Source organism: Cupriavidus nantongensis, assembly GCF_001598055.1.
GTDB classification, from domain to species: Bacteria; Pseudomonadota; Gammaproteobacteria; order Burkholderiales; family Burkholderiaceae; genus Cupriavidus; species Cupriavidus nantongensis.
Genome location: NZ_CP014846.1, coordinates 24,244 through 47,548, shown reverse-complemented (window position 1 = coordinate 47,548; position 23,305 = coordinate 24,244). Strand labels below are relative to the sequence as shown.

The window sequence follows — 23,305 nt, the reverse complement described above, 5'->3', positions numbered from 1 at the left end:
GGCTTTTTAGCCGCTAAAAAGCTCAAGGCTCGGCCCTCGGCTGCACCACGGACTTCATGAGTCGGCTCATTTCGTCCTGGGTGGCTTCGATCCGGCCCAGCAGGGCAAGGATCGTGGCGTCTCCGAAGCGGGCCGTGCGCGGGTCGTCGGTGAGCCATAGCTTGAGCAAACCGCCCAGCCGGCCGAGGTCGCCATTCACCCGCACCAGCTCGCGCACGTACTCGTAATCCATGACGCCCCTGATCTGGTAGCCCTGGCCCACGTCGCGCAGGTAGCGCGCCACGCTGACCCCGGCCCTCTTGGCGTTCGCCTCGATCTGTTCCTTCTCGTCGGGGAACACCGGCACCCGTAGGTGCTGCCGCCGCTTCGCGGTCGGCTGTTCGTCGGCTTCCATGTCGCTACCCCTTGAGCGCGTGCGCCGTGTGTCGCGCGTAGGTCGCCACGGCTCGCCAGTAGGCGGCCATCGGCCCCTTGCGGCGTGCCCATGCCTTTTCCGCCTCGTCGTTGGCCTGCGTGCGCAGCTCGCGCAGCACGCGGGCAAGGCGCTGCCGGTCGGCAACCGGAAGCGCCTGGAGTTCGCGGCCTGCTGGAAGCTCCAGCAGCGGATTGATGTAGCCCATGTCGTTCGTCTCTCGCTTCTTGGCCGGCGGTAGCCGGCAGCCTCGCAGAGCAGGATGCCCGTTGAGTGCCGCAGGCGCGAATAAGGGACAGCGAAGATAGATAACCGGCCCGCCGGTTAGCTAACTTCGCACATCCTGCCCGCCTTACGGCGTTGATAACACCAAGGAAAGTCTATACCGAAACCTTCGCATCTGTCTGCATTTAGCGCGAAAAGATGGCGGATATATCGAATGAAGGCGTACAATGCCCGGAAAGCGCGCTAGATGCAGCGGTGTCAAGCTGCTATCCACGCGCTTTACATAGACTTTCCACGGGTCGATACATGAAAATGACGGCTATTTACAAACCACGGAAGCGAGGCGATGGCAGAAAGCAGCTACCCCCAAGAGCTGGCCGCGCGGATCGAGAAACGGGCCGCCAAGAAGCGCCGACAGGACGCGACGGCCGTTGCATTCCTGGCCGTGCGCGTGGACGTGAAAGCCGCGATGGATGCTGGCTATGCAGTGACGACGATCTACGAGGACATGCGCGAGATCGGCCGGGTCAAGTGCAGCTACGAGACGTTCCGCAAGCACGTCCAGCGGTACATCAAGGCCGCACCAGCAGCACCCGCGCCGGTGCCTCCCCCGGCGGCCAACCAGGCCAAAGGGGAGAAGCCGGCGCAACAGGAAGGGGGGTCGAAGGCGAGGAAGCCGAAGGCACCCGAGCCGAAGAAACCCGAGTCGGCAGGGATCGCCGGCTTCAACTACAACCCGAAACCGAATAAAGAGGATTTACTGTAATGGCGAAAATTCACATGGTCTTGCAGGGCAAGGGCGGCGTCGGCAAGTCGATGATCGCGGCCACCATTGCGCAGTACAAAGCGAGCAAGGGGCAGACGCCGCTTTGCATCGACACCGATCCGGTCAACAGCACGTTTGAGGGTTACAAGGCCCTGAACGTGCAGCGCCTGAACATCATGGACGGCGACGAGATCAACACCCGGAACTTCGATGCCCTGGTGGAGCAAATCGCCTCGACCAAGGGCGACGTCATCATCGACAACGGGGCCAGCTCGTTCGTGCCGCTGTCCAGCTACTTGATCGGCAACCAGGTTCCGGCGCTGCTCCAGGACATGGGGCACGAACTGGTGGTGCATACGGTCGTCACCGGCGGGCAAGCCTTCCTGGACACCCTGAACGGCTTTAGCACGCTGGCCCGGCAATTCCCGGCCGAATGCGTGTTCGTGGTGTGGCTGAACCCGTATTGGGGGCCAATCGAGCACGAAGGCAAGGGCTTCGAGAAGATGAAGGCGTACACCGACAACAAGGCGCGGGTGTCGGCCATCATCCAGATTCCGGCGCTCAAGGAAGAAACCTACGGCCGCGACTTCTCGGAAATGCTCCAGGAGCGCCGGACGTTCGATGAGGCCCTGGCCGACTCGGCGCTCACGATCATGACGCGGCAGCGGCTCAAGATCGTGAAGTCGCAACTCTTCCAGCAGCTCGACAACGCGGCGGTGCTCTGATGGCGAGCGATGACAAGATCGAAGAGCTGATACGGGAAATCGCGGTCAAGCACGGCATCGCCGTTGGCCGCGACGATCCGATCTTGATCCTCCAGACGATCAACACCCGACTGATGCAGGACAGCCAGGCCGCGCAGCAAGAAATCCTGGATCGCTTCAAGGAAGAGCTGGAAGCCATCGCACACCGTTGGGGGGATGACGCCAAGGGGAAGGCCGAAAGGACGCTCAACGCGGCCCTGGCGGCCTCCAAAGAGGCGATGGCGAAGGGGATGCAGGACGGCGGCAAGGCCGCCGCCGAGGCGGTGCGGCGCGAGCTGGAAGCGGCCGCCGCGCAGCTCGCCGCGCCGATCCGCGAAGCGCGGCGCGTGTCGTACATGAACATCGTGGCGGCCGGCATGGCGGTTTTCGCGGCCGCCCTCGCGTTGTGGGCATCGCTGTAGATGGCGATGCGGGATCTCATCGTCAGAAATGGCGATGGTCGACCGCGCCGGCGGCATCGCCGGAACTGGCGAGGCTGGCCAGCCCCTTGCATCGTCGGGAATGACGGTGCTGCAGGATGCCGCCAGCGGCGGGCCTGCATCGCCGGAAACGGCGAGGCTCGAGGAAAAAGCCCGGCAGTGCCGGGCTTTCGTTTTAGACGGGCCGCGTGAGGCCCAAGCTCTGCGACCGGCCTGGTCGCTCCAGGGCCTGCGCCTGCTTTCGCTCCTGCTCTTCGCGGCGTTGCAGCGCCTGGTGCCGGCGTGCCGCCTCGCGCATGGCATCCCAATCGGCCGCCAGCTCGGGTTTCTCGGCGCGCATCTTGCGGGTCGCCAGCTCTTCGACCTTCGGTGAGTGCAGGCCCATGCCTTCCTTGATCTCGCGGACGGCTTCCAGGCGCACGTGCAGGGACTGCAAGCGCGCCTGCTGCTGCATCTGCTGGTTCTGCCAAGCGCGTTTCGCGCCAGGCCGGGACAGTAGGCCCGGCTGGTTGGCCTGGGTCTGCTGCAAGCGCGCCTGCTGACGGTCGATCAGGTTTTCAAGCCGATCCTCGATGCGCTCCACCTGGTCGTGCTTGGCCTGAACGTACAGGGCAAGGGCTTCCTGGTAGGTCTGGTCGAGCGGGGCGGCCTCCAGGGCCGCTTGCTGCTCGGCCTCTGTGGCTTCGGCAGCGGCCAGCAGGCCGTCGCCGGCGGCGTCGGTTCTGCTGGTCGTGCTTGTTGCGAAGCCGGCGGATGCCGGCTGGATGCGGCGGGCGTCTGCCCGGCCGGCGGTGGGTGTGAGTCGTCTCAAGGCGTGGCCCTCCTTTTAGCCGCTAAAAGCTATCGGGACCGGCCTCGCGTGAGTTTCGGGGCCTCGGCGGCAACGGTTGCTTTGCCTTGCGCGCTGTAGCTGATGCTCTTTGCGCTCCCGATTTCAGGTACTTTATCGAAATCTGACCGGGCGTGCATGACAAAGTTCTTGCCTACCTGCTGGTACACCTGGTTGTTGTCGGCGTGAACGATCACGCCGTCATGGGTCTGCTTCTTGTCGGCCTGCTGGGCCATGTACAGGTTGTAGATGCCGGGCTTCAATGCGCCAGCCTTGTCAACCTTCTGGTTGGCCCATGCCCCTTCTTGCTCGGTCTGAACGATGCGTTGGCCGTTCATGACCAAGAGGCGCTGTTTCATCGGGCGCTCCTTATCGTCGGTGTGGTCATTTCAAAATGTGGAATAGATGGGCCTCCTTGCCAGTCCAGCAAGAAAAAAGCCGACCTCGGCATGCGCGAGGCCGGCTTTCCTCTCGTGGCCGGATGTGTAGTTCCAGGTTACACCCTCGATTTTATTGAAAACCGACCGAAATATCAGGTCTTTTTCGCGCCGCCCGTCTTGCCCTTCTCCTGGGCCATGACGGTTTCCAGGGCTTCGAGCCGGCCGCGCAGGGTCGCGGCGTCCTCGCGGGCCTGGCTGGCCTCCTTGCGCGCGGCATCGCGCTCGGCCTGGGTGGCCGTCAAGCGTTCGGCCTGGCGGTGCGCTTCGGCCGCTGCTGCCTTGCGCTGCTCCTGGTGCGCCTCGCGCTCGGCTTCGGCCTTGGCCTGCACCTTTGCCAGCTCGCCCCGCACCTGGTCAAGCTGCCCGGCCGCCGCCTCGGTGGCCTTCTGCTGCTCGGCCAGCGCCGCCCGCGCCTGGTCGGTGGCCTGGTTGGCTCGCTCCAGGTCGGCGCGCAGCTCGCCGGCCCGGCGCTCGATCTCCGTTGCCCGGCTGTTCGCGGCCGCCAGGTCGGCCCGCAGGGCCTCCGCCTGGTCGGCGCTCGCGGCGGCCTTCTCCTGGGCTTTGTCGCGCTCCGCTCGGGCTTGGCGGGCCTCCTGGTGGGCGTGATCCAGTTCCGTGCGCAGCTCGCCGGCTCTGGCCTCGGCCGTGGCCGCCCGCTCGCTGGCCGCTGCCAGCTTCTCGCGTAGCGCCCCAGCTTCCCCCTTGGCGTCGGTCTCTGCGGCCTCCAGGGCCTCGATACGGCCCTTGGCCTCGTCCAGCTCGCCGGTGAGCTGGTCGGCCAGCTCTGCGGCCTCCTGGCGCGCTGCCTCCATTTCCTGCCGGACGGCCTCCAGCGCCTCGCGCTCGGCGGCCAGCCGGTTGTTCGCCATTTCCAAGGCCACGGCCCACAAGTCGCCGCCCAGCTCGGCCAGCTTCTCGGTGATCGCCGCCGGTGCCGGCTCGCGGATCGGGGCCGCCTGGCTGGCCTTGCGTGCCCGCCATTCGTTCATCGCCTCGGAAATGGTCGTGAAGCTCCCGCCGCCGAGCTGCTTGCGCACGCTCGCCAGGGTCGGGTTCTGGCCGGCGGCGTCCAGCTCGTCGGCGACCGCAAATATCTGCTCTTTCGTGATTGCCATGATCGGGCCTCCTTTCGGCCGGTGTTGTATGTTGTAGCGTGTAGCATACTACAACATACAACATAGCGCAAGTGTTTAGCTGAACTTTTTTAGCGGCTAAAACGGGCCAGCCCGGCGCTGGGCGCGCAGGCAAAAAAAAGCCCCGCTCGATGGCGGGGCGCAGGGGTGCGGGGGCGGCGGGGTCTGGTGCAGGGGGGGTCTAGCCCTCCAGCAGCGCGACAAGCTGCACTTTGCCAAGGTCGGCCTCGAACTCCTGGCCGTCATCCTCGTACTTGAGCCAGGCCCAGCCCTCGGCCGGCGGCCGGCGGTTGAGGATCAGGCGGGCCGGGCGGTCGTCGTGCGTGACCTGGATGATCGCTTTCTTGAGCTTGTCCGGGTCGGGTTCCTTCGGCTCCTTCTTCTTGGCGTCATCCTCCGGGCCTTGCCCGTCGCCCTCGGCCTCGCCATCCGTCTTGCCGCTGAACGCATCGACGGTGTTGGGGTCGCGGTCGCCTTCCTGGTGGCGCTTGTCCTCCAGGTACTCGCGCAGCAGCTTGACCGATCCGCGCGTCAGCTCCTGGCTGTCGTCGGCCAGCCACGCACCCACTTCCTCGGGGTTCTTCTTGAACGCCGTCACCAACTCGTTGATGACGGTCACATCCTTGGCGCGGCCAGTGTTGAACGCCTCGGCAATCGGTTCGGGCAAGTCCAGCAGCGTGACGTGCTGTGTGACGAACGCCGGCGACTTGCCGATCTCCTTGGCGATCTCCGACTTCTTCTTGCCCTTCGCCAGCTCGCGGCCGATGAAGTCCGCGATCTCGCGGGCCGTCAGTTCGTTGCGTTGCAGGTTCTCGATTACCTGGTCGGCCTCGTTGTAGTCGTTGTCGATGAAAGCCGGGATGGTGGTCTTGTCGGCCCATTTCGAGCCACGGTAGCGCCGCGCACCGTGGTTGATGAGGTAGCGGCCCGGCGCGTCCGGGTTCTCGCGCACGCTGATGGGCGACTTCACGCCGCGCAGCTTGATCGTCTCGCCGATCTCGGCGATGGACTCCGGCGAGAAGCCGGGGTTGTCCGCCGTGCGCGGCTGGTGCGGGTCTTCGTCGATGAGGTCAAGCGGCAGCTCCTGCGGGCCGCCAGGGGCCGCATTCGCGGCCTGTGGCTCGTCCAGCAAGCTCGACAGGTCGCCGAGGCCATCCAGGCCCAGCCCGCCGCCCTTGGGCTTCTCTGCGGCCGCTTGCGGGGCCTTCTTCTTGGCGTTGGTCTTTACGGCGCTGGTCATTGCGCGATCTCCATCTTCGTGAACACGTAATCCGCCAGGGCGCGCACTTCCTGGGTGGCCTTGCGCGCAGCGGTTTTCTTGATCTTCCACACTGGCATCTGCTCGCCCAGCGCCTCCGCGATACTGTCTCGCGCGCCGACACTGAACGGCAAGATCAGTTGCGGATATGCCTGCTGCAAGGTCGCCAGGTTGCTGACGTGGCGCGGCTTCCGCGCGTCCACCTTGTTCGGCACCATGCCGAGAAAGCGCAGCTTCGGGTTTTGCTTGCGCAGGTTGCCGATGACGGCAACCATCTTCTTCATGCCTTGCAAGCTGTACGCCTCCATTTCGACCGGCGAAAGCATGTAGTCGGCGGCCAGCACGGCCGCCGTCATGGCAACGCCAAGGGAAGGGGCGGTGTCGATCAGGCACACGTCGAAGAACTCGCCTAGCGCCGCGATGCTGGCCCGCAGCGCGCCGGCGGCCTGGGCCAAGTCCATCTTGTCCAGGTTGGCCAGGCTGGCATCGGCCGCGATCAGCGCCAGGCCGTCATCCTCCCGGCCAGCGAACCAGGCGCGCAGCTCGTCGCCGCCGGCGGTGAACATGCGACTGGCGGGATAGCCCGAGTCGTGGCCGGCCAGCGTCCAGCTTGCATTGCCCTGGGTGTCCAGGTCGACCACTGCAACCCGAAGGCCGCGCTCCTGGAAGTCGAACGCCAGGTGGCAGGTTGCGAAGGTCTTGCCCTGTCCGCCTTTCTGAATTGCCGTGACCAGTGTTTTCATGAGTTGGGTTCCTGTTTCCTCTTTCCCTTGGCGTCGGCTTCCCAACGCTTGACGATGAACGCTTGATGCTCCGGCAGTACCGCCGTCACCCGCGCGAAGCCCTGCGGGAGCACTTCCCCCGCCGCTGCCCACACGCGACTGACCGCTTGCGATACCGCCCCCTTGGTCAGCCCCAGCGAGGCCACAAACTCGGCCTGGGGCCTTCCATCGACCAGCACGCCGCGCGCTATGTCGATGGTCTGTTGCCCGATCTCCAGGCCCTTGATCGCCGCCTGGAATTGGGCTTCGGTTAGCCGTTTCTTCATGGAGAACACCCATATAAACTCCACACCCGGTTGTTGAACAAAAGGCGGTGCCAGCCGCCGACCATGTGCAGAAGTTTAGCTAAACTCGCCGGGCGCGTCAAGCCTTTTAGCGGCTAAAAATCACCCCTTCTTGGCGTCATCCGAATACAGCGCGGCTAGGCGCTTGAGGTCGTCGGGGCCTTGCTGAACCTCGACCACCCGCATTCCGTAGCGCCCCATCTGCGACGCGGCGCGCGAAACTGCGAGCTGCTGCGCGTGGTCGGCGCTCACGAAGAACGTCATCAACGGCCCCACGGTGCGCGTGCCGCCGCTCGCAAAGCACACGTCGAACGAACCGCCATGCACATGCGGATCGACGCCTTCAACGAGCCGCCAGGGGTCAAGGCCCCATTCCTCGGATTGCGCGCTGTACCAATAGGCCGGCGCATCGCCGTTCAAATCGCTGGCCGCGTACTCGCGCACCAGGACGGCCACGCGGCCCGTGGTTGGCTCCACGAATCCCGGCGGGTAGGGCAGGGTCTGTTTTTTCATGTCAAAGCCCCTTCGGCTTGTAGATCGAAACGAAGTAGGTGATCGCGGTCAGCACCGCGAAGTACACCAGGAACGACCAGCCGGCATACACGCCAGGCGTGTTCCAGTGGTAGAGCATCCGCACGAACTGAAAGAAGGTGGCAATCGACAGCACCCACTTGAGGATCGGCCAGACCAACACGGTCGCCACCCATACGAACTTGACCAGGCCGGCCAGCAGGCCAGCACCGGGGGCCTTGTTGGGGGCAGCAGGCGCGGCGGCAGGCTCCACCGGCGCGGGCGCGGCGGGCTGCTCGATCTCCTTGGGGAACTTGATGATGTTGGACATAGCTTGACCCTCCACGCGCTTACGTGTTGAATGCTGGGTGCTCCCACTCGGAAGCATGGTTACGGTGTGCCAGCACCAGGCCAAGCGCCCCGGATCACTCCGGGGCGTTCCTCCACCTGGGGCCGCCCTTGATCTTGCCTCGGCTCACGCAATACTCCCTTCTTGGCGTCCTCGATAGGCCCGGCCGTTGCCGACCGGGCCATGTGCTCTTACCAGCCGGCCCGGCGCTTGGCCTGCTCGACGGCTTCCATCGACCAATGGCCCTTGGCCTGCCCCTCCAGGGAGCATCCGGCGAAGTACGCCTTGCCGCGCAGTTCCTCGGCTTTGCGCACCAGCTCGGCCGCCTCGGCCATCATGGCCGCGATCTCGTCACGGCGGGCCGGGAAGTCGGTCGCTGCCGCGCCCTCCAGCTCGTCAATCCAGGGCATGATCTTGTTGTCGCTCATCGGACTTTCTCCGGTAGTTGACCTGGGCGATGTGCCCGGCCTTCAAGTGCTATATTAGGGCAAAATGCCCTAGCCTGTCAAGCACTTTAGCTAAACTTTTTTCGCTTTACCGGAATCCGAAGGCTAAACTTTAGCCGCTAAAACCTTTCCCTTGGCGTCAATCCTCTTTCCAGATCACGCCCAGCCCGGCCAGGTCGCACAGGATCGCCCATGCCGCATAGGGAATCGGGGTGTCCTCGCCGATCCAGCGGCGGATCGTGCGGTCGCCCTTCGCGCCCAGCCCCAGCGCCTTCGCGGCCTTGCTGCCGCTGAACCCGGCCAGGCGCAGCACCTCGCGGACTTCCTCGCCGGTCGGTTGTGCCCAGCGTTCGGCCGGCTTCAAGCACTCCAGCCGGATATTGGCGTCGTTCGTCATTCGTTCGTTCTCCTGGTCAAGTGATAAGCCGCAACTGGTCGAAGCCGTAGATCGACTGGATGCAGCTCGGGTCTGAATCGACCACGCGCCGGCCTGCGCGATTGGTCTTGTACGTTACCGGCCTGTCGTCGTGCGCCCACACCTGGCGGGTGTCGGGATGCACCTTCACGATGATGATGCGCTTGCCGATGTAGCGGTCGAAAACCGGGTGATGGACGCTCACGATCTCGCACCGCTGGCCGGGCTTGAACTCCACCCGGTCGGCCGGGCCTCCATCGCCATTCCTGGCGATGCTGCAGGTTGCCGCGCTCGCTCCCGGCATCGTCGTTTCCGGCGATACAGGCCCGCCCTCGACCGGCTCGGCATCGTCGGCTTTGACGATGCTGCAGGTCATCGTCGTTTCTGGCGATGCGGGATCTCGCTCCGGGCCTGCGCCGGTGATTTTTCCCTTGGCGTCCAACCCGGCGGCCCTGGCCGCCTTGATCCTGGTCGCGGCCTCGGCCGCCCAGCGCCTGGCGATGAAGGCCCGATGCGAGGGCAGCACCACATCGACCAGGACGAACCCCGGCGGCACCAGGACGGTCGCCGGTTCGCGCCGCGCCGGCGGCTCCAGGCCGGCCAGCCAAGCGGGCAGGGGAGCATCGGCCAGGCGGTCGCGGTAGCTGGCCTCGACCATCACCGGGCGCTTCTTCTCGGCTCGCTGCGCAGCCAGGATGCCGCGCGCAACCTCGTCCACCGTCATGCAGCCCTGCGCCGTGTCGAAGTGCGAGCGGTAGCCCGTTTCGGAGATAAACGGCCTGTCCAGGTCGATGACGTGGAACTGGAAGTGGGCACCCAGCGGCCCGCCGTAGCCGGCCTCGTACTCCACCAGGGCGCGCATGTCGCCATCCGCGACCAGGAACTGGCCGCGCTGGCCCCACAAGGGCACGTCGCCAGGCACCGCCGCGCAATGGCGCTCGATGACCTGGCCGGGCGCGTCGTGGTCGGCCATGCTGCCCACGTGCGTTCCGCCGTTCATCTTCCAGATGACGGCCTCGTATCGGTCGCTGGCCGCCTCGGCGGCCGCACCGTCGCCGCGCATGATCGCCGCGTCGATCTCCACCACGGCCGCCACGGCGGCGGCCAGCAGCTCGTCGCGTTCGGTGGGCAGCTCGGCCAGCAGCTCGGCCGCCGGCGCGTTCCAGTCCTGGCCCGGCTGGGCCGGCGTCTTGCGTTTCTTCGCCATCGGCCGGCCCCTCAAGTGTCAGCACGCCGCCACGCGATCACGTCGCGGGCTTCGTAGCCGTGGCGCTTGCAGTCGTCGCAGAATCCCGAGCTGAACCCCTTGTGGTTCGTGCCGATCCATGCGGCCGGCTTGCCGCATTCGTGGCCGTAGGTGCCCGGCTCGGCGTTGTGGCACTTGCCGTCCGTCGCGTAGCTGTTCGTCGGTGCCTGGGGAGCGTTGTTCCTGGTCATGGTCGCCTCCTGGAAGCCCCGGCCGAAGCCGGGGCCGCCCCTCATCAGTCAATAGCCCGGTAGATCGCGGCCGCCTCGGCGTGGCTGGCTGCGAAGCCGCGCAGGAAGTGATAGCGGTCGATCAGGGCATCGCCGGCGTCCGTGTCGGCGGCCTCGGCCGCGAGCTGGCCCAGCGCGAACAGGGTTGCGACAATGCCGGCGGCGTCGGCCGACAACTCGCCTCGGAAGCCGTTGCCGTCCACCTCGATCTCCAGGCGGTCGGCCAGGTCGGGGGCCATGTAAAAACCGCCGTCCGACAAGGTGTAGTAGTGCCAATACGCGCCGCTGTAGCGTTCGCAGAGCCGGCGAAGCCAGGCATACACCAGGGCCTCGCCGCGCATCATCAGACGCGGGCCGAAGTAGGCGGGCAGGAAGTCGAGGCGCTGGGCCTCGGCGACCAGGGAAGCGGTAACGGGTTGCTCTTGGGTGTTCATCGGACTTTCTCCGGTAGTTGACCTGGGCGAAATGCCCGGCCTTCAAGTGCTATATTAGGGCAAAATGTCCTAATCGTCAAGCACTTTAGCTAAACTTTTTGGCCGCTAAACCTTGCCCTTTCCCTTGGCGTGCATTACAATGTAATTCACGAACCCAACCGGAGAACCAATCATGGCTGCAAACCAGCTCGTACAAACGCGCATCGACGGCGCGATCAAGGAAGAAGCGGCGGCCGTCCTGGCCGCGATGGGCCTTACCGTGTCCGACGCGGTGCGGCTGCTGCTCACGAAGGTGGCCCAGGACAAGGCGCTGCCCTTCGAGCCGCTGATTCCGAACGCCACCACCATCGAGGCGATGAAGGAAGCCCGCAAGGGCAAGCTGCCGCGCTTCGCCACCGTCAACGATCTGATGGCCGATCTGCATGCGGCAGATTGAGCGCACCGGCCAGTTCAAGCGCGACTACAAGCGCGAGGCGAAAGGGCAGCACCGGGCCACGCTCGACGCCGACCTGGTGCCCGTCCTGGTCGCGCTCGCCGACGACCAGCCGCTGGAACCTCGGCACCGCGACCACGCGCTGACCGGGGACTGGAAGGATCACCGGGATTGCCACGTCAAGCCCGACCTGGTGCTGATCTACCAGAAGCCCGACGCCGACACGCTGCGCCTGGTGCGCCTCGGCTCTCACTCCGAACTCGGCTTGTGATCGGCGCGGGCCTGGCCCCGCGTCTCACGTTTCATTGACACTTGAGGGGCGCTTTCCGCGCCACCGGCCGAGCTGGCCGACCCCCTTCCTTGGCGTAAAACCTGCGGCGGTGGAGCTGCTGCGATGCTTGAGGATCGCGCGGCCGGTCGAACCGCGGCGACCTGGTTGGGGAGTGTGAGGGGGCTTTGCCCCCTCGCAAGCTCTCGAACTTACTGCCTTCCGCCAGGCGCTTGCGCCTGGCTCTCCTAAGCCGTAGCGCCGAAGGCGCTCCATTGTGGGGTGAGGCCGCAAGGCGGCCGAGGGGCGTAGCCCCTGGGGGGATGGGAGGCCGCTTGCGGCCGGGTGGGATCGAGAAGGGGGGTTTCCCCCCTTCGGCGGCCGGTCATGCTGCGCGGCAGCTTGGGCCGTGTTGCCGTTTTTTTCGCCAGCCTCTGGTTAAAACTACCTGGTTATATAAAAAGGTTATAAAGACGGTTAAAAACCTGGTTAGCATGACCGAAAAACGCGCGTAAACCGTTGTCACGCCAAGGAAAAGTGCGAAGAGGCCGCCCCTCAAGTGTCAATGGATAAGCCCCCCATGTGTCAATACGCTGCCCCTCAAGTGTCAAGAACCGCGCCCCTCAAGTGTCAGTAGGGCCGCCCCTCAAGTGTCAATACCGGGGCAGGGTTCCTAACAGGGTTATCCACAACTTCGGTGGATAACTCCATGCCGATCAGGCACTTAGGCCGCCTCGGCGGCCGCCTGGACGGCTCGACCAGGCCGAAATCGGCCGCTGCCCCCCAAGTGTCAACATCGCGCCGGCCCCGCTGCCCCTCAAGTGTCAACGTCAGGGCTGCGCCGGCCGGCCTCGGCCGACTTGTCCCGAAACTGTCCACAACGGCCGCGCCGGTGGGGCAGGGCAGGGAAGGCCCCGGAAACGGGCCAGGAAGGCCCGTCAGGGCCGCAAAGCCCAGCGGCGAGGGCCACCGGCCCGGTGAGCGTCGGGAAGGCGCTGGAAGCCCGCCAGGGGCGAGACGGGCGGCTCTGCCGCCTGGCTCGATGCGCAGCACGACATAGCCGGTTCTCGCGGCCGCCGGCCGGGAGAATCCCCCGCAGCTCGGCCCCTCAAGTGTCAAAGGGTGGATCTCATCGTCAGAAGCGGCGATGCGAGATCCAGCGCCGGCGTCGGCCGTCATCGTCGGAACTGGCGATGGGGCCCTCGGTTCATCGTCAAAGGTGGCGATGGTCGACCGTGGCCTGGACGTGGCCAGCCTCGCCGGAAATGACGATGCTGCAGCTCGACGTGCGCGCGACCAGGTGGCCGGAACTCCCTCGTCAGAAGCGGCGATGCTCGAGAAAAAAAGCCGCCTCGATCTCGGGCGGCTCTCCAGGGGCAGGGCGGCGGTCATCGCTTGCAATGCACCAGGTCGTCATTGATCCAGGCGCTGTCCACCAGGCCGTTTTCGCGCAGCTCGTCGCATGCCTCGCTGACCTGCTCGCGCCACTTCTTCACGCGGGTGGAATCCGAACCGCACATGAGCCGGAACGTCTCCAGCTTGAGCGGGTACGGCTCCTTGTGCGTGGCAAAGTAGTCGAACATCCGCCGCGCGGTGGGCGACAGCTTGCGGTACTTCTCCCACACGAATTTCGTGTAGTGGTCGCCGGCGAACAGCACCACCATTTCGGTGTCGATCTCGACCTGGCAGCGCGACGTGCGCTTGCCGCGATCCAGGATGCGGAAGCGCCGGATCAGCGACACGGATTCCAGGCGGCCCAGCCGCTGGGAAGAGAACTGCATCGCGGACGCTTGCAGCCGCGAAAGGCAGTCCTCGGCCTGCTTGTAGTAGCGGCCATTGATCGACCAGCCCAAGTCCTGGCAAATCTCGTAGAACGTGAACGTGACCGGCTCGCCCAGCGGCGTGCGCTTCGCGTATTCGAGCACCTGGGCAAACACCAGCTCGTCGCTGTCGGCGCGTAGCTCGATGCCGGTAAAGGTGATCTCCACGTCCTTGCTGATGTGGTAGATCGCCTCGCGCTGCAAGGCGGCGCGGGGCACCTTCTTGTTCCTGGTCGTGAAGATCGCCGACCGGCCGAAGTCGTTGGGCATGGCCCGCATGTGGTCGGGCCACGGCGCGAGGTCGAACAAGGAAAGCTGCATGTCCTTGATCTGCTGCTTCGTGTGCTTGAGCAAGGCGGCCTGCTTGGCCTGGCTGACCTGCTCGGCCAGCTCGCCGGTGGCACTGGCCGGCTTCTCGGTCGTTTTCTTGGTCGCCATCTGTTGCGTTCTCCGTTCGGCGGTCACGCCGCTGACTTTCTCGGCCAAGGTGTTGACCACGGTTCGCGGCTCGGGCGGAAGGCCCATAGTCCGCGCCAGCTCGGCCGACTCGGCCGCCATCCGCTCGGAGCGCGCCACGGCCGCGCTGGGCGGCGGTGGCGGTGGCTCCGGCGCTGCCGGCCCGTCCGGCAGCTCGAAGAGGGAACCGGCGGGGCGGAAAGCCCCGCCGGCGGTGCCGGCCTGCGCGTTGCGCTCGGCCGCGTAGCGGCGGGCAAGCGCCGTCGCGTCGGCCTCACTCAACCCGCCGTCGATGAGCTTGCGGCGGTAGCCCTGCTCGTCGAAACTGTCCGGCATATCTTCGTCCTCCTAGCATAACGCCCGGCCTGTGGCCGGGCGCGTTTCTCATTTGCCGCCTGGTTCCTTGGTATCCAGGTACTCGATCACGTCGGCGATGAAGTCAAAGCCGTACTCGGTCTGGCCGTCCTTCTCGAACTTCGTCGGCTCGATGCGGCCCTGGACGAACACCTTGGAGCCTTTGCCAAGGTACTTGCCCGCGTTCTCTGCCAGGCCGGCAAACGACTTGATGCGGAAGAAGTCGGTTTGCTCTTTCTTCTCGCCGGCGCGGTCGCGCCACACGCGGTTCACGGCCAGGTCGAATACGGCGCGGGCGCTGTTTTCGCTATGGCGAACATCAGTATCACGGGTAAGATTGCCGATAAACTGGAATTGGTTATGGCTCATGCGTAGCTCTCCAGGCTGTGATGAAGCCTAGAGTTTAGCTAAACCTAATTCCGAGGTCAAGAACTTTAGCGGCTAAAATTTCGAGCCGCCCATGCGCAAGGCGACGCCTTTGTATAACTACATCTTCTTCACGAACGTGCTGCGGCTGCTTGATGAGCGCCACATGACGAAAAAGGAGCTATCGGACAGGTCGGGGGTTTCGATCTCCTTCCTGTCCGATCTCACTACGGGCAAGGCCAATCCGTCCCTCAAGGTCATGCAGGACATTGCCAAGGCCCTTGATGCGCCGTTGCCCCTTCTGCTTGAATCAACCGACTTGGACAAGGACACGCTCGATGCCCTGGCCGGCGGCAAGGCTCCGCAGAGCCTTCCTGCCGGTTTCGAGCGAGTGGCGGCGGTGCTACCGTCGCATCAGGCATTCATCGTCAAGAAGTGGGGCGAGGCCGCCCGCAAGAAGCTCCGGGGGTAGGACGCCAAGAAAGAAAGCAGGGAAGGGACGCGGCAAGGAACTGAGCCAGCAGAAGCCAGCACTTTTTAGCCGCTAAAGCCCGCCGGGGTGGCTCAACCCCCGGAACACCCACAACGCAAGCCATAGGTTCGGTGCGAGGCGCACGGAGCATGCGCCGCGTTGTTTCTATTGCGATCAGCTCGGGACACGATTGAAAACACTCAATCCGTCATTCCGTTTGCTTGCTCGTCAAAAGACTTCGGTATATCGTATGAACCTGTGTAGAATGCGTGCGGTCAGGGCAGCACGCAAATCACATACATGGGATACACGGAATGACCGAACAGAAGCTGGAACACAACACGATCAAGGAACGGGCGAAGAAGAAGCTCGAACGCGACATGGGGCCGGAGCTGTTGGCAGCTCTGAACGATCCCAAGACCGTTGAAATCATGCTCAACGCGGACGGCAAAGTCTGGCAGGAGAAGCTGGGCGAGCCGATGAAGTGCATCGGCACCCTTCGCTTCGCGCAGGCCCAAGCCATGATCGAAACCATTGCCGGCTACCACGGCAAGGAAGTCACGCGGCAGCGGCCGATCCTGGAAGGCGAGTTCCCGCTAGACGGTAGCCGCTTTGCCGGCCAGCTCCCCCCGGTCGTGCCCGCACCGACCTTTGCGATCCGCAAGAAGGCGGTCGCCATCTTCACCCTGGCGCAGTACGTCGAGCGCGGAATCATGACCGCGCAGCAGCGCGATTCCTTGATTGCCGCCGTGCGTGCCCACCGGAACATCCTGGTGATCGGCGGCACCGGCTCGGGCAAGACCACGCTGGTGAACGCGATCATCAACGAGATGGTGCTTCAAGACCCGACCGAACGGGTTTTCATCATCGAGGACACCGGCGAAATCCAGTGCGCCGCCGAGAACTACGTCCAGTACCACACCAGCATCGACGTGACCATGACGGCGCTGCTCAAGACCACGCTGCGCATGCGGCCCGACCGCATCCTGGTCGGCGAAGTGCGCGGCCCCGAAGCACTTGATCTGTTGATGGCCTGGAACACCGGGCACGAAGGAGGAGCCGCAACCCTGCACGCAAACAACGCCAAAGCGGGCCTTGATCGGCTCGCCATGCTCATCAGCATGCACCCCGATTCACCCAAACCCATTGAACCGCTGATAGGCGAGGCGGTTCACGTGGTCGTTCATATCGCCCGCACCCCTGACGGCTCGCGGCGCATCCAGGAAATCCTTGAGGTTTCCGGCTACGCCAACGGCCAGTACGCAACCAAAACCCTGTAACCCTGTAACCCTGTAAGGAGCTTAGACCCATGCAATCGACCCTTCCCGCGTTCCGCTTCGACAGCCGCGCCGTGTTCTACCTGGGCATGTTCGCCCTCTTGGCGTTCTTCCTGCTGGCCCCCCAGCACGCTTTCGCCTCCGAAGGCACCGGCGGTTCCCTGCCGTATGAAGGCTGGTTGACCAACCTGCGCAACAGCGTCACCGGCCCGGTGGCCTTCGCGCTGTCGATCATCGGCATCGTTGTCGCCGGCGGCATCTTGATCTTCGGCGGCGAACTCAACGGCTTCTTCCGCACGTTGATCTTCATCGTCCTGGTCATGGCCCTGCTGGTCGGCGCGCAGAACATGATGAGCACCTTCTTCGGCCGTGGCGCGGAAATCGCCGCCCTGACCGATGGCGTGCTGCACCAGGCCAAGGTCGCGGCGCTGGACATGGCCGGCTTCCCTGGTGAAGCCATCGCACGCTGGGCCGAACGCGGCCACATCGCGGGGTAAGTCATGGCACTGCGCGCGATCCCCATCCGTAGGGCCGGCAACCGAGAAAACCTGTTCATGGGTGGCGACCGCGAGCTGGTGATGTTCTCGGGCCTGCTGGCCGGGGCGCTGATTTTCAGCGCCCAAGAAGTGAGGGCAACGGTGTTCGGCATCGCCTTGTGGTTCGGCGCGTTATTCGTGCTGCGCCTCATGGCGAAGTCCGACCCGAAGCTGCGACACGTGTACCTGCGGCACCGCCGGTACAAGCCGTACTACCCGGCTCGCAGCACGCCCTTCCGTGAAAACACGCCGAGTCAAGGGAAGCAATACAAATGATCGAAGCAATCGCAATTGGCATTGCTGTACTCGGTGCGGTTCTGTTGCTCATCCTCTTTGCCCGTATCCGTCAGGTCGATGCCGAGCTGAAGCTCAAGAAGCATCGGTCGAAGGACGCGGGCCTGGCCGACTTGCTCAACTATGCCGCCGTGGTCGATGACGGCGTGATCGTGGGCAAGAACGGCTCCTTTATGGCCGCCTGGCTGTACCAAGGGGATGACAACGCCAGCAGCACCGAAGAGCAGCGGGAAATGGTGTCCTTCCGCATCAACCAGGCCCTGGCGGGCCTGGGCAGCGGCTGGATGGTTCATGTCGATGCCGTGCGCCGGCCGGCACCCAACTACTCCGAGCGCGGCGTCTCCACCTTCACCGATCCGGTGTCGGCCGCCATTGATGAAGAGCGCCGGCGGCTCTTCGAGGGCCTGGGCACGATGTACGAAGGGCACTTCGTATTCGCCGTGACCTGGTTTCCGCCAGTGCTGGCCCAGCGCAAGTTCGTTGAGCTGATGTTTGACGATGACGCGGTGACGCCCGACCACACGGCCCGCACCGTGGGCCTCATCGAGCAGTTCAAGCGCGAAATCCGCAGCCTGGAATCGCGCATGTCCTCGGCCGTCAAGCTCACGCGCTTGAAGGGCCACAAGATCGCCACGGAAGAGGGCAGGGAAGTCACGCATGACGACTTCCTGAGCTGGTTGCAGTTCTGCGTGACCGGCAACTATCACCCGGTGCAGCTCCCCAGCAACCCGATGTACTTGGACGCCGTGATCGGCGGGCAAGAGCTGTGGGGCGGCGTCGTTCCGAAGATCGGCCGCAAGTTCATCCAGGTGGTGTCCCTCGAAGGCTTCCCCTTGGAGTCAACGCCTGGCCTGCTGTCGGCCCTGGCCGAGCTGCCGAGTGAATACCGCTGGTCGAGCCGCTTCATCTTCATGGATCAGCACGAGTCCTTGAAGCACCTGGACAAGTTCCGCAAGAAGTGGAAGCAGAAGATTCGCGGCTTCTTCGACCAGGTTTTCAACACCAACACCGGCAGCGTCAACCAGGACGCGGCAACGATGGTGGCCGATGCCGAGGCGGCCATCGCCGAGGTCAATAGCGGCCTGGTGGCCGCCGGCTACTTCACGTCCGTGGTCGTGTTGATGGATGAGGATCGGGAGCGCCTGGCGGCCGCCGCGCTGTCGGTCGAGAAGGCCATCAACCGGCTGGCCTTCGCGGCGCGCATCGAGACGATCAACACGATGGACGCCTACCTGGGCAGCTTGCCCGGCCACGGCGTCGAGAACGTGCGCCGGCCGCTCATCAACACGATGAACCTGGCCGACCTGCTGCCGACAAGCTCCATCTGGACGGGCAGCGCCACCGCGCCGTGCCCGATGTACCCGCCGCTGGCCCCGGCGCTCATGCACTGCGTCACGGTCGGCGCTACGCCCTTCCGGCTGAACCTGCACGTGCGCGACCTGGGCCACACCTTCATGTTCGGCCCGACCGGCGCGGGCAAATCGACGCACCTGGGCATCATCGCCGCGCAGCTCCGGCGCTATGCCGGCATGTCGATCTACGCCTTCGACAAGGGCATGTCGATGTACCCGCTCGCGGCCGCAATCAATGCCGGCTCGAAGGGCAAGACTGGCCTGCACTTCACGGTGGCCGCCGACGATGACCGCCTGGCCTTCTGCCCGCTCCAGTTCCTCGAAACGAAGGCGGATCGGGCTTGGGCGATGGAGTGGATCGACACGATCCTTGCGCTCAACGGCGTGGACACCACGCCAGGGCAGCGCAACGAGATCGGCCACGCGATCATGAGCATGCACGCCAGCGGCGCGCGCACGCTCTCCGAGTTCTCGGTGACGATCCAGGACGAAGCGATCCGCGAGGCCATCAAGCAATACACGGTGGACGGCTCGATGGGCCACCTGCTCGATGCCGAAGAGGATGGCCTGTCGCTCTCCGACTTCACGGTGTTCGAGATCGAAGAGCTGATGAACCTCGGCGAGAAGTTCGCGCTGCCGGTGCTGCTGTACCTGTTCCGCCGCATCGAGCGCGGCCTTAAAGGCCAGCCGGCCGTCATCATCCTGGACGAAGCCTGGTTGATGCTGGGCCACCCGGCGTTCCGCGCCAAGATTCGGGAATGGCTCAAGGTCTTGCGCAAGGCGAACTGCCTGGTGCTCATGGCTACGCAAAGCCTTTCCGACGCGGCCAACTCGGGCATCTTGGATGTGATCGTGGAATCGACCGCGACCAAGATTTTCCTGCCGAACGTCTATGCCCGCGACGAGGACACGGCGGCGCTCTATCGCCGCATGGGCCTCAACAAGCGGCAAATCGAAATCCTCGCCACGGCGGTTCCGAAGCGGCAGTACTACTACGTCTCCGAGAACGGCCGCCGCCTCTATGACCTCGCCCTGGGGCCGCTGGCCCTGGCCTTCGTCGGCGCGTCCGACAAGGAATCGGTCGCCGCCATCAAGAGCCTGCAAGCGAAGTTCGGCCATGAGTGGGTCGATCACTGGCTGGCCGGCCGCAATCTGAATCTCAATGACTACCTGGAGGCCGCATGAGCTTTGCCGACACCCTCAAGGGCTTGATCTTCAAGAAGCCCGCCACGGCCGCAGGACGCGACAAGCGCGACCCTCGGCAGACCGATGAACCGCTGGAAGGCGGCCGACGCCAGGGCGAGGCCGAGAACCCCTATCTGGCCGCTCGTCGCACCTGGAACGATCACGTGGGCGGCGTCGTGTCGTCTCGCCAGACCTGGCAAGTGATCGGCATCTTGTCGCTGTTGGTCGCGCTCGCCGGCGTCGGCGGCGTGATCCACATCGGCAGCCAGTCGAAGTTCATCCCCTACGTGGTGGAAGTGGACAAGCTCGGCCAGACAGTGGCCGCCGGCCCGGTGCAAGCGGCCTCGAAGGCCGATGCCCGCGTCATCCATGCGACGGTCGCCGAGTTCATCACCGACGCCCGCACGGTCACGCCGGACGTGGCCTTGCAGCGCCGCTCTGTGTTCCGCGTGTACGCCAAGTTGTCGCCCAACGATCCGGCAACGCCAAAGATGAATGAGTGGTTGAACGGCACCCCGGATGCCAGCCCGTTCCGTCGCGCTGAAAAGGAAATGGTGAACGTCGAGATCAAGACGGCCATCCCGCAGACGCCGGACACCTGGCAAGTCGAGTGGGAAGAAACCGCCCGCGACCGTCAAGGCACACCGAAGGGCAAGCCCGCGATCTGGCGTGCGCTGGTCACTGTGTACGTCGCGGAAGTCACGCCGCAAACCACGGATGAGCAACTTCGGAACAACCCCCTAAGCGTGTACGTGCGGGACTACTCCTGGTCGCGCGTTCAATGAACCCAAGGACATTCACCATGAAGAAAATCTTTTCCGTTGTCGCCTTGGGCGCTGCGCTGCTGTCGCCCACCCTGGCCCTGGCCGCCGATGACCTGGCCGACAAGTATTTCACCGGCAAGAACCCGACGCTGACGCCTCAAGAGCGCGCGGCCATCGACATTGCGAAGCGATGGAACGCGGGCGCTGCCACCGGCATGAAGCCCGTCGCCGGCTCCAATGGCGCGATCAAGTTCCTGTTCGGCGCGCAGCAGCCCAGCATCGTGTGCGCGGTGCTCCAGGTGTGCGACGTGGCCTTGCAGCCAGGCGAGCAAGTCAACTCGATCAACCTGGGCGACACGGCCCGGTGGACGGTCGAGCCGGCCATCACCGGCAGCGGCCCCAACGAAGTGCAGCACCTCATCATCAAGCCGATGGATGTTGGCCTGGAAACCAGCCTCATCGTGACGACGAACCGCCGCGCCTATCACCTGCGCCTGCGCTCGCATCGCACCGAGTACATGCCGCAAGTCTCGTTCACCTACCCCGAGGACGCGCTTGCGAAGTGGGACGCGATCCAGCGCCGCGAAACGCAAGAACGCACCGACCGCACCATCCCGCAGACCGGCGAGTACCTGGGCGATCTCAAGTTCGACTATGACCTGTCCGGCTCGGCGAGCTGGAAGCCGGTGCGTGTGTTCAACGATGGCCGCAAGACCATCATCGAAATGCCCGGAACGATGGAGCAAACCGAAGCGCCGACGCTCCTGGTCGTGCGCCGCGAGGGCGGCATCTTCCGCGACGAGGAAACCGTGATGGTGAACTATCGCGTGCAGGGCAATCGCTACATCGTGGACACGGTGTTTGACCGCGCGATCCTGATTGCCGGTGTTGGTGGAAGCCAAGACCGCGTGACTATCTCCCGGAGGAAGTGACCATGCGCAAGATCATCTTTGCTGCGCTGTTCGTCCTCGCCCTGGGCGGCTGCGCGACCACCGGCCAATACGGCAACTTCGTCCCGCCGACCGCAACGGTCGATCAGCAGCAGCTCGCCCGCGAAGCGGTGCAGCAGCTCGCTGTGCTGTACCCGCCGGCCAAGACGCGCCTGGAGCTGCAACAGGCCACGCCTGATGCCTTCGGCCAGGCCCTGGTGCTGACGTTGCGCGAGCGCGGCTATGCCCTACTGGAGTTCAACCCGGCCAGCGCGAAGGCGCAGGCCACGGCGGCCAGTGAGCCGGCATCGCCGGCGGCCCTGCCGCTGCGGTACGTGCTCGACCAGGCCGGCGACTCGAACCTGTACCGCCTGACTCTGTTGGTCGGCCATCAATCCATCACCCGCCCGTACCTGGTGCAAGACGGCAGCTTTGCGCCGGCTGGGTATTGGGTGCGCAAGGAGTGACCTATGAGTGACCAAGCCGATCAAATGGCACCGGACGCCTCGCCGGGCGCGGTATCGAAGAAGTCCGGCGTGCGGCGTGTCAACAACATGCCGATGTACATCCTTGCGGCCGCGCTGGGTGCCTTCCTGCTGGTGATGATGCTGGTCGCGGCGGATCGCGCTGCGAAGCAGAACGCACCGGCGCAAGGCGCGGCCGAGAAGGCGGGTAACACGTCGATGTTCGCCAAGGAGATCGTCGGCGACAGGGATGGCGGCACGGTAGAAGCGGCCTCGCCGCTCAAGCCGCCGGAGCTGGCGACCGGGCCAGAGGCTGCGCCGGTGCTTGTCGCGCGCCCCGACCTGGACGCGCCGCCGCCACCGCCCAGCGGCAACCTGGGCCAGCCGGTGCATGACGATGAAGCCGACCGCATCCGCATGGCGAAGCTGCAAATGTTCCAGGAAGCGGTCAAGGCCAAGACGGGCGTTCGTGTCGATGCGCCGCGCAGCAGCGGGTCATCGGGCGCGCAGCCGGGCACGCCGCAGACGCGCGACGAAATGCTGTCCCGCCTGGCGGCTGTGCGGCAGCAAATCGGTGCGCAAGCATCGGGCGATCCGACCGCCGCCTATCAGGCCCGGCTCGCGCAGCTTCGCGCCTCGGGCGTCGGCGGCCAGCAGGCCGGCGGCGGCGTGGGTGGTGGTGCGCCGCAGCTCTTGCAAACCGCCGGTGGCGGCCAGGGCAAGAACTACGCGCAGTTCGCGGGAAGCGGCCAGGGCGACCGTTGGCGGCTGGACTCCCAGCCCGAAGCGCCGCGCTCGCCCTTCGAGCTGCGCGCCGGCTTCGTGGTGCCGGCCACGCTCATTTCGGGCATCAACTCCGACTTGCCGGGCCAGATCATGGCCCAGGTCGCGCAGAACGTGTACGACACGCCGACCGGCAAGCATCTGCTGATTCCGCAAGGCTCGCGCCTGGTCGGGTCGTATTCGAGCGATGTTGCCTACGGTCAGTCGCGCGTGCTTGTGGCTTGGCAGCGCATCGTGTTCCCCGATGGCAAGGCGATGGACATTGGCACGATGCCGGGCGCGGATAGCGCCGGGTACGCGGGCTTCAATGACCAGGTGAATAACCACTACCTGCGCGTGTTCGGCTCGGCCTTCCTCATGTCGGGCGTCATCGCCGCCGTGAGCATGAGCCAGGACAACAGCGGTTCCACCGGCAATCAGCAGCGCGCCAGCGATGCTTTGAGCGAAGCACTTGGGCAAGTGCTGGGCAACACCATCGCCCAACTCGTTTCCAAGAATCTGAACATTGCCCCGACCTTGGAAATCCGCCCCGGCTATCGGTTCAACGTCATCGTGACCAAGGACATGACGTTCTCGAAGCCGTACCAATCGTTTGACTACTAACGCCAGG

Annotated in this window: 31 protein-coding genes; 14 read left to right on the top strand and 17 right to left on the bottom strand. The window is 64.9% G+C overall.

The window, feature by feature from the left end; translation table 11 throughout:
* Positions 1–22 precede the first annotated feature (22 nt).
* Both traJ and A2G96_RS32100 read right to left on the bottom strand, forming a co-directional pair.
* Positions 23–394 carry a conjugal transfer transcriptional regulator TraJ gene (traJ, locus tag A2G96_RS32105; RefSeq protein WP_011255188.1) on the bottom strand — a complete coding sequence of 124 codons (372 nt, stop codon included), beginning with the start codon at positions 392–394 and terminating at the stop codon, positions 23–25.
* 4 nt (positions 395–398) lie between these two features.
* Positions 399–620 carry a hypothetical protein gene (locus tag A2G96_RS32100; RefSeq protein WP_011798730.1) on the bottom strand — a complete coding sequence of 74 codons (222 nt, stop codon included), beginning with the start codon at positions 618–620 and terminating at the stop codon, positions 399–401.
* Positions 621–983: 363 nt separating this feature from the next.
* Between A2G96_RS32100 and A2G96_RS32095 the strand changes: the two genes are divergently transcribed.
* Genes A2G96_RS32095 through A2G96_RS32085 form a run of 3 tightly spaced genes read left to right on the top strand, consistent with a single transcriptional unit; the run spans position 984 to position 2,568 of the window.
* On the top strand, positions 984–1,403 hold the full coding sequence (locus tag A2G96_RS32095) for a TraK family protein (protein ID WP_012478175.1): 420 nt from the start codon (positions 984–986) through the stop codon (positions 1,401–1,403).
* Positions 1,403–2,128: a nucleotide-binding protein gene (locus tag A2G96_RS32090; protein WP_012478176.1), complete on the top strand. Its 726-nt coding sequence runs from the start codon at positions 1,403–1,405 to the stop codon at positions 2,126–2,128. The genes A2G96_RS32095 and A2G96_RS32090 overlap by 1 nt, the downstream gene beginning before the upstream one ends.
* Positions 2,128–2,568: a conjugal transfer protein TraM gene (locus tag A2G96_RS32085; RefSeq protein ID WP_012478177.1), complete on the top strand. Its 441-nt coding sequence runs from the start codon at positions 2,128–2,130 to the stop codon at positions 2,566–2,568. Before A2G96_RS32090 ends, A2G96_RS32085 begins: the two co-directional genes overlap by 1 nt.
* A gap of 193 nt (positions 2,569–2,761) precedes the next feature.
* On the opposite strand, the gene A2G96_RS32080 is transcribed toward A2G96_RS32085, so the two are convergent.
* The 13 genes from A2G96_RS32080 to A2G96_RS32020 all read right to left on the bottom strand — a co-directional run bounded on the left by A2G96_RS32080 (position 2,762) and on the right by A2G96_RS32020 (position 10,942).
* Positions 2,762–3,397: an IncP plasmid survival protein KfrC family protein gene (locus tag A2G96_RS32080; RefSeq protein ID WP_012478178.1), complete on the bottom strand. Its 636-nt coding sequence runs from the start codon at positions 3,395–3,397 to the stop codon at positions 2,762–2,764.
* 29 nt (positions 3,398–3,426) lie between these two features.
* A complete protein-coding gene (gene kfrB, locus A2G96_RS32075) occupies positions 3,427–3,774 on the bottom strand; it encodes an IncP plasmid survival protein KfrB (protein WP_011255193.1) in 348 nt (115 codons plus the stop codon).
* Positions 3,775–3,947: 173 nt separating this feature from the next.
* Positions 3,948–4,970, bottom strand: a complete 1,023-nt coding sequence (locus tag A2G96_RS32070) for a DNA-binding protein (RefSeq protein WP_012478179.1) — start codon at positions 4,968–4,970, stop codon at positions 3,948–3,950.
* Between the two features lie 199 nt (positions 4,971–5,169).
* On the bottom strand, positions 5,170–6,228 hold the full coding sequence (locus A2G96_RS32065) for a transcriptional repressor gene korB (RefSeq protein WP_012478180.1): 1,059 nt from the start codon (positions 6,226–6,228) through the stop codon (positions 5,170–5,172).
* Entirely contained in the window at positions 6,225–6,989 is a 765-nt protein-coding gene (locus tag A2G96_RS32060; protein ID WP_062804245.1) for a ParA family protein, read from the bottom strand. Before A2G96_RS32060 ends, A2G96_RS32065 begins: the two co-directional genes overlap by 4 nt.
* Positions 6,986–7,294, bottom strand: a complete 309-nt coding sequence (locus A2G96_RS32055; protein ID WP_011255197.1) for a transcriptional regulator KorA — start codon at positions 7,292–7,294, stop codon at positions 6,986–6,988. Before A2G96_RS32055 ends, A2G96_RS32060 begins: the two co-directional genes overlap by 4 nt.
* A gap of 120 nt (positions 7,295–7,414) precedes the next feature.
* Positions 7,415–7,825 carry a DUF2761 domain-containing protein gene (locus tag A2G96_RS32050; protein ID WP_011255198.1) on the bottom strand — a complete coding sequence of 137 codons (411 nt, stop codon included), beginning with the start codon at positions 7,823–7,825 and terminating at the stop codon, positions 7,415–7,417.
* Position 7,826: 1 nt separating this feature from the next.
* Entirely contained in the window at positions 7,827–8,153 is a 327-nt protein-coding gene (gene kleE, locus A2G96_RS32045; RefSeq protein WP_012478184.1) for a KleE stable inheritance protein, read from the bottom strand.
* Positions 8,154–8,362: 209 nt separating this feature from the next.
* Positions 8,363–8,599: a stable inheritance protein KleA gene (gene kleA, locus A2G96_RS32040; protein ID WP_011255200.1), complete on the bottom strand. Its 237-nt coding sequence runs from the start codon at positions 8,597–8,599 to the stop codon at positions 8,363–8,365.
* Between the two features lie 157 nt (positions 8,600–8,756).
* Positions 8,757–9,014: a transcriptional repressor KorC gene (gene korC / locus A2G96_RS32035; RefSeq protein WP_012478185.1), complete on the bottom strand. Its 258-nt coding sequence runs from the start codon at positions 9,012–9,014 to the stop codon at positions 8,757–8,759.
* 16 nt (positions 9,015–9,030) lie between these two features.
* The gene (locus A2G96_RS32030) at positions 9,031–10,239 is read right to left on the bottom strand and encodes a hypothetical protein (RefSeq protein WP_012478186.1); all 1,209 of its coding nucleotides are present in this window, start codon (positions 10,237–10,239) and stop codon (positions 9,031–9,033) included.
* Positions 10,240–10,250: 11 nt separating this feature from the next.
* On the bottom strand, positions 10,251–10,469 hold the full coding sequence (locus tag A2G96_RS32025; RefSeq protein ID WP_012478187.1) for a hypothetical protein: 219 nt from the start codon (positions 10,467–10,469) through the stop codon (positions 10,251–10,253).
* Between the two features lie 44 nt (positions 10,470–10,513).
* Positions 10,514–10,942 carry an antirestriction protein gene (locus A2G96_RS32020; protein WP_011114069.1) on the bottom strand — a complete coding sequence of 143 codons (429 nt, stop codon included), beginning with the start codon at positions 10,940–10,942 and terminating at the stop codon, positions 10,514–10,516.
* Between the two features lie 172 nt (positions 10,943–11,114).
* On the opposite strand from A2G96_RS32020, the gene A2G96_RS32015 reads away from it, so the two are divergent.
* The gene (locus A2G96_RS32015; RefSeq protein WP_011114070.1) at positions 11,115–11,378 is read left to right on the top strand and encodes a type II toxin-antitoxin system RelB/DinJ family antitoxin; all 264 of its coding nucleotides are present in this window, start codon (positions 11,115–11,117) and stop codon (positions 11,376–11,378) included.
* Positions 11,365–11,646: a type II toxin-antitoxin system YafQ family toxin gene (locus A2G96_RS32010; protein ID WP_011114071.1), complete on the top strand. Its 282-nt coding sequence runs from the start codon at positions 11,365–11,367 to the stop codon at positions 11,644–11,646. Before A2G96_RS32015 ends, A2G96_RS32010 begins: the two co-directional genes overlap by 14 nt.
* Before the next feature lie 1,385 nt (positions 11,647–13,031).
* Here the strand turns inward: A2G96_RS32010 and trfA are convergent.
* Positions 13,032–14,255 (bottom strand): plasmid replication initiator TrfA, encoded by a 1,224-nt coding sequence (gene trfA / locus A2G96_RS32005; protein WP_011013257.1) that lies wholly within the window; start codon positions 14,253–14,255, stop codon positions 13,032–13,034.
* Between the two features lie 48 nt (positions 14,256–14,303).
* Positions 14,304–14,642, bottom strand: coding sequence for a single-stranded DNA-binding protein (locus tag A2G96_RS32000; RefSeq protein WP_011013259.1), 339 nt, complete (start codon positions 14,640–14,642; stop codon positions 14,304–14,306).
* Positions 14,643–14,751: 109 nt separating this feature from the next.
* Between A2G96_RS32000 and A2G96_RS31995 the strand changes: the two genes are divergently transcribed.
* The 9 genes from A2G96_RS31995 (at position 14,752) to A2G96_RS31955 (ending at position 23,298) form a co-directional block, all read left to right on the top strand.
* Positions 14,752–15,111: a transcriptional regulator gene (locus tag A2G96_RS31995; RefSeq protein WP_011013260.1), complete on the top strand. Its 360-nt coding sequence runs from the start codon at positions 14,752–14,754 to the stop codon at positions 15,109–15,111.
* A 314-nt stretch (positions 15,112–15,425) separates the two neighbouring features.
* On the top strand, positions 15,426–16,391 hold the full coding sequence (gene trbB, locus A2G96_RS31990) for a P-type conjugative transfer ATPase TrbB (protein ID WP_011013261.1): 966 nt from the start codon (positions 15,426–15,428) through the stop codon (positions 16,389–16,391).
* A 29-nt stretch (positions 16,392–16,420) separates the two neighbouring features.
* The gene (trbC, locus tag A2G96_RS31985; protein WP_011013262.1) at positions 16,421–16,885 is read left to right on the top strand and encodes a conjugal transfer system pilin TrbC; all 465 of its coding nucleotides are present in this window, start codon (positions 16,421–16,423) and stop codon (positions 16,883–16,885) included.
* 3 nt (positions 16,886–16,888) lie between these two features.
* Positions 16,889–17,200 carry a conjugal transfer protein TrbD gene (locus A2G96_RS31980; protein WP_011013263.1) on the top strand — a complete coding sequence of 104 codons (312 nt, stop codon included), beginning with the start codon at positions 16,889–16,891 and terminating at the stop codon, positions 17,198–17,200.
* Positions 17,197–19,755, top strand: coding sequence for a VirB4 family type IV secretion/conjugal transfer ATPase (locus tag A2G96_RS31975; protein WP_011013264.1), 2,559 nt, complete (start codon positions 17,197–17,199; stop codon positions 19,753–19,755). The genes A2G96_RS31980 and A2G96_RS31975 overlap by 4 nt, the downstream gene beginning before the upstream one ends.
* Complete coding sequence (locus A2G96_RS31970; protein WP_062804244.1) at positions 19,752–20,540, top strand: conjugal transfer protein TrbF; 789 nt, start codon at positions 19,752–19,754, stop codon at positions 20,538–20,540. The genes A2G96_RS31975 and A2G96_RS31970 overlap by 4 nt, the downstream gene beginning before the upstream one ends.
* A gap of 17 nt (positions 20,541–20,557) precedes the next feature.
* Positions 20,558–21,451 carry a P-type conjugative transfer protein TrbG gene (gene trbG, locus A2G96_RS31965; protein WP_014386236.1) on the top strand — a complete coding sequence of 298 codons (894 nt, stop codon included), beginning with the start codon at positions 20,558–20,560 and terminating at the stop codon, positions 21,449–21,451.
* A 2-nt stretch (positions 21,452–21,453) separates the two neighbouring features.
* A complete protein-coding gene (locus A2G96_RS31960) occupies positions 21,454–21,915 on the top strand; it encodes a lipoprotein (protein ID WP_011013267.1) in 462 nt (153 codons plus the stop codon).
* Between the two features lie 3 nt (positions 21,916–21,918).
* Positions 21,919–23,298, top strand: a complete 1,380-nt coding sequence (locus A2G96_RS31955; protein WP_012478192.1) for a TrbI/VirB10 family protein — start codon at positions 21,919–21,921, stop codon at positions 23,296–23,298.
* The last annotated feature ends 7 nt before the right edge of the window (positions 23,299–23,305 follow it).

Coding starts and splice junctions, on each gene's coding strand:
- traJ (WP_011255188.1), bottom strand. CDS start 394: ATGGAAGCCGACGAACAGCCGACCGCGAAGCGGCGGCAGCACCTACGG.
- A2G96_RS32100 (WP_011798730.1), bottom strand. CDS start 620: ATGGGCTACATCAATCCGCTGCTGGAGCTTCCAGCAGGCCGCGAACTC.
- A2G96_RS32095 (WP_012478175.1), top strand. CDS start 984: ATGGCAGAAAGCAGCTACCCCCAAGAGCTGGCCGCGCGGATCGAGAAA.
- A2G96_RS32090 (WP_012478176.1), top strand. CDS start 1,403: ATGGCGAAAATTCACATGGTCTTGCAGGGCAAGGGCGGCGTCGGCAAG.
- A2G96_RS32085 (WP_012478177.1), top strand. CDS start 2,128: ATGGCGAGCGATGACAAGATCGAAGAGCTGATACGGGAAATCGCGGTC.
- kfrB (WP_011255193.1), bottom strand. CDS start 3,774: ATGAAACAGCGCCTCTTGGTCATGAACGGCCAACGCATCGTTCAGACC.
- A2G96_RS32070 (WP_012478179.1), bottom strand. CDS start 4,970: ATGGCAATCACGAAAGAGCAGATATTTGCGGTCGCCGACGAGCTGGAC.
- A2G96_RS32065 (WP_012478180.1), bottom strand. CDS start 6,228: ATGACCAGCGCCGTAAAGACCAACGCCAAGAAGAAGGCCCCGCAAGCG.
- A2G96_RS32060 (WP_062804245.1), bottom strand. CDS start 6,989: ATGAAAACACTGGTCACGGCAATTCAGAAAGGCGGACAGGGCAAGACC.
- A2G96_RS32055 (WP_011255197.1), bottom strand. CDS start 7,294: ATGAAGAAACGGCTAACCGAAGCCCAATTCCAGGCGGCGATCAAGGGC.
- A2G96_RS32050 (WP_011255198.1), bottom strand. CDS start 7,825: ATGAAAAAACAGACCCTGCCCTACCCGCCGGGATTCGTGGAGCCAACC.
- kleE (WP_012478184.1), bottom strand. CDS start 8,153: ATGTCCAACATCATCAAGTTCCCCAAGGAGATCGAGCAGCCCGCCGCG.
- kleA (WP_011255200.1), bottom strand. CDS start 8,599: ATGAGCGACAACAAGATCATGCCCTGGATTGACGAGCTGGAGGGCGCG.
- korC (WP_012478185.1), bottom strand. CDS start 9,014: ATGACGAACGACGCCAATATCCGGCTGGAGTGCTTGAAGCCGGCCGAA.
- A2G96_RS32030 (WP_012478186.1), bottom strand. CDS start 10,239: ATGGCGAAGAAACGCAAGACGCCGGCCCAGCCGGGCCAGGACTGGAAC.
- A2G96_RS32025 (WP_012478187.1), bottom strand. CDS start 10,469: ATGACCAGGAACAACGCTCCCCAGGCACCGACGAACAGCTACGCGACG.
- A2G96_RS32020 (WP_011114069.1), bottom strand. CDS start 10,942: ATGAACACCCAAGAGCAACCCGTTACCGCTTCCCTGGTCGCCGAGGCC.
- A2G96_RS32015 (WP_011114070.1), top strand. CDS start 11,115: ATGGCTGCAAACCAGCTCGTACAAACGCGCATCGACGGCGCGATCAAG.
- A2G96_RS32010 (WP_011114071.1), top strand. CDS start 11,365: ATGCGGCAGATTGAGCGCACCGGCCAGTTCAAGCGCGACTACAAGCGC.
- trfA (WP_011013257.1), bottom strand. CDS start 14,255: ATGCCGGACAGTTTCGACGAGCAGGGCTACCGCCGCAAGCTCATCGAC.
- A2G96_RS32000 (WP_011013259.1), bottom strand. CDS start 14,642: ATGAGCCATAACCAATTCCAGTTTATCGGCAATCTTACCCGTGATACT.
- trbB (WP_011013261.1), top strand. CDS start 15,426: ATGACCGAACAGAAGCTGGAACACAACACGATCAAGGAACGGGCGAAG.
- trbC (WP_011013262.1), top strand. CDS start 16,421: ATGCAATCGACCCTTCCCGCGTTCCGCTTCGACAGCCGCGCCGTGTTC.
- A2G96_RS31980 (WP_011013263.1), top strand. CDS start 16,889: ATGGCACTGCGCGCGATCCCCATCCGTAGGGCCGGCAACCGAGAAAAC.
- A2G96_RS31975 (WP_011013264.1), top strand. CDS start 17,197: ATGATCGAAGCAATCGCAATTGGCATTGCTGTACTCGGTGCGGTTCTG.
- A2G96_RS31970 (WP_062804244.1), top strand. CDS start 19,752: ATGAGCTTTGCCGACACCCTCAAGGGCTTGATCTTCAAGAAGCCCGCC.
- trbG (WP_014386236.1), top strand. CDS start 20,558: ATGAAGAAAATCTTTTCCGTTGTCGCCTTGGGCGCTGCGCTGCTGTCG.
- A2G96_RS31960 (WP_011013267.1), top strand. CDS start 21,454: ATGCGCAAGATCATCTTTGCTGCGCTGTTCGTCCTCGCCCTGGGCGGC.
- A2G96_RS31955 (WP_012478192.1), top strand. CDS start 21,919: ATGAGTGACCAAGCCGATCAAATGGCACCGGACGCCTCGCCGGGCGCG.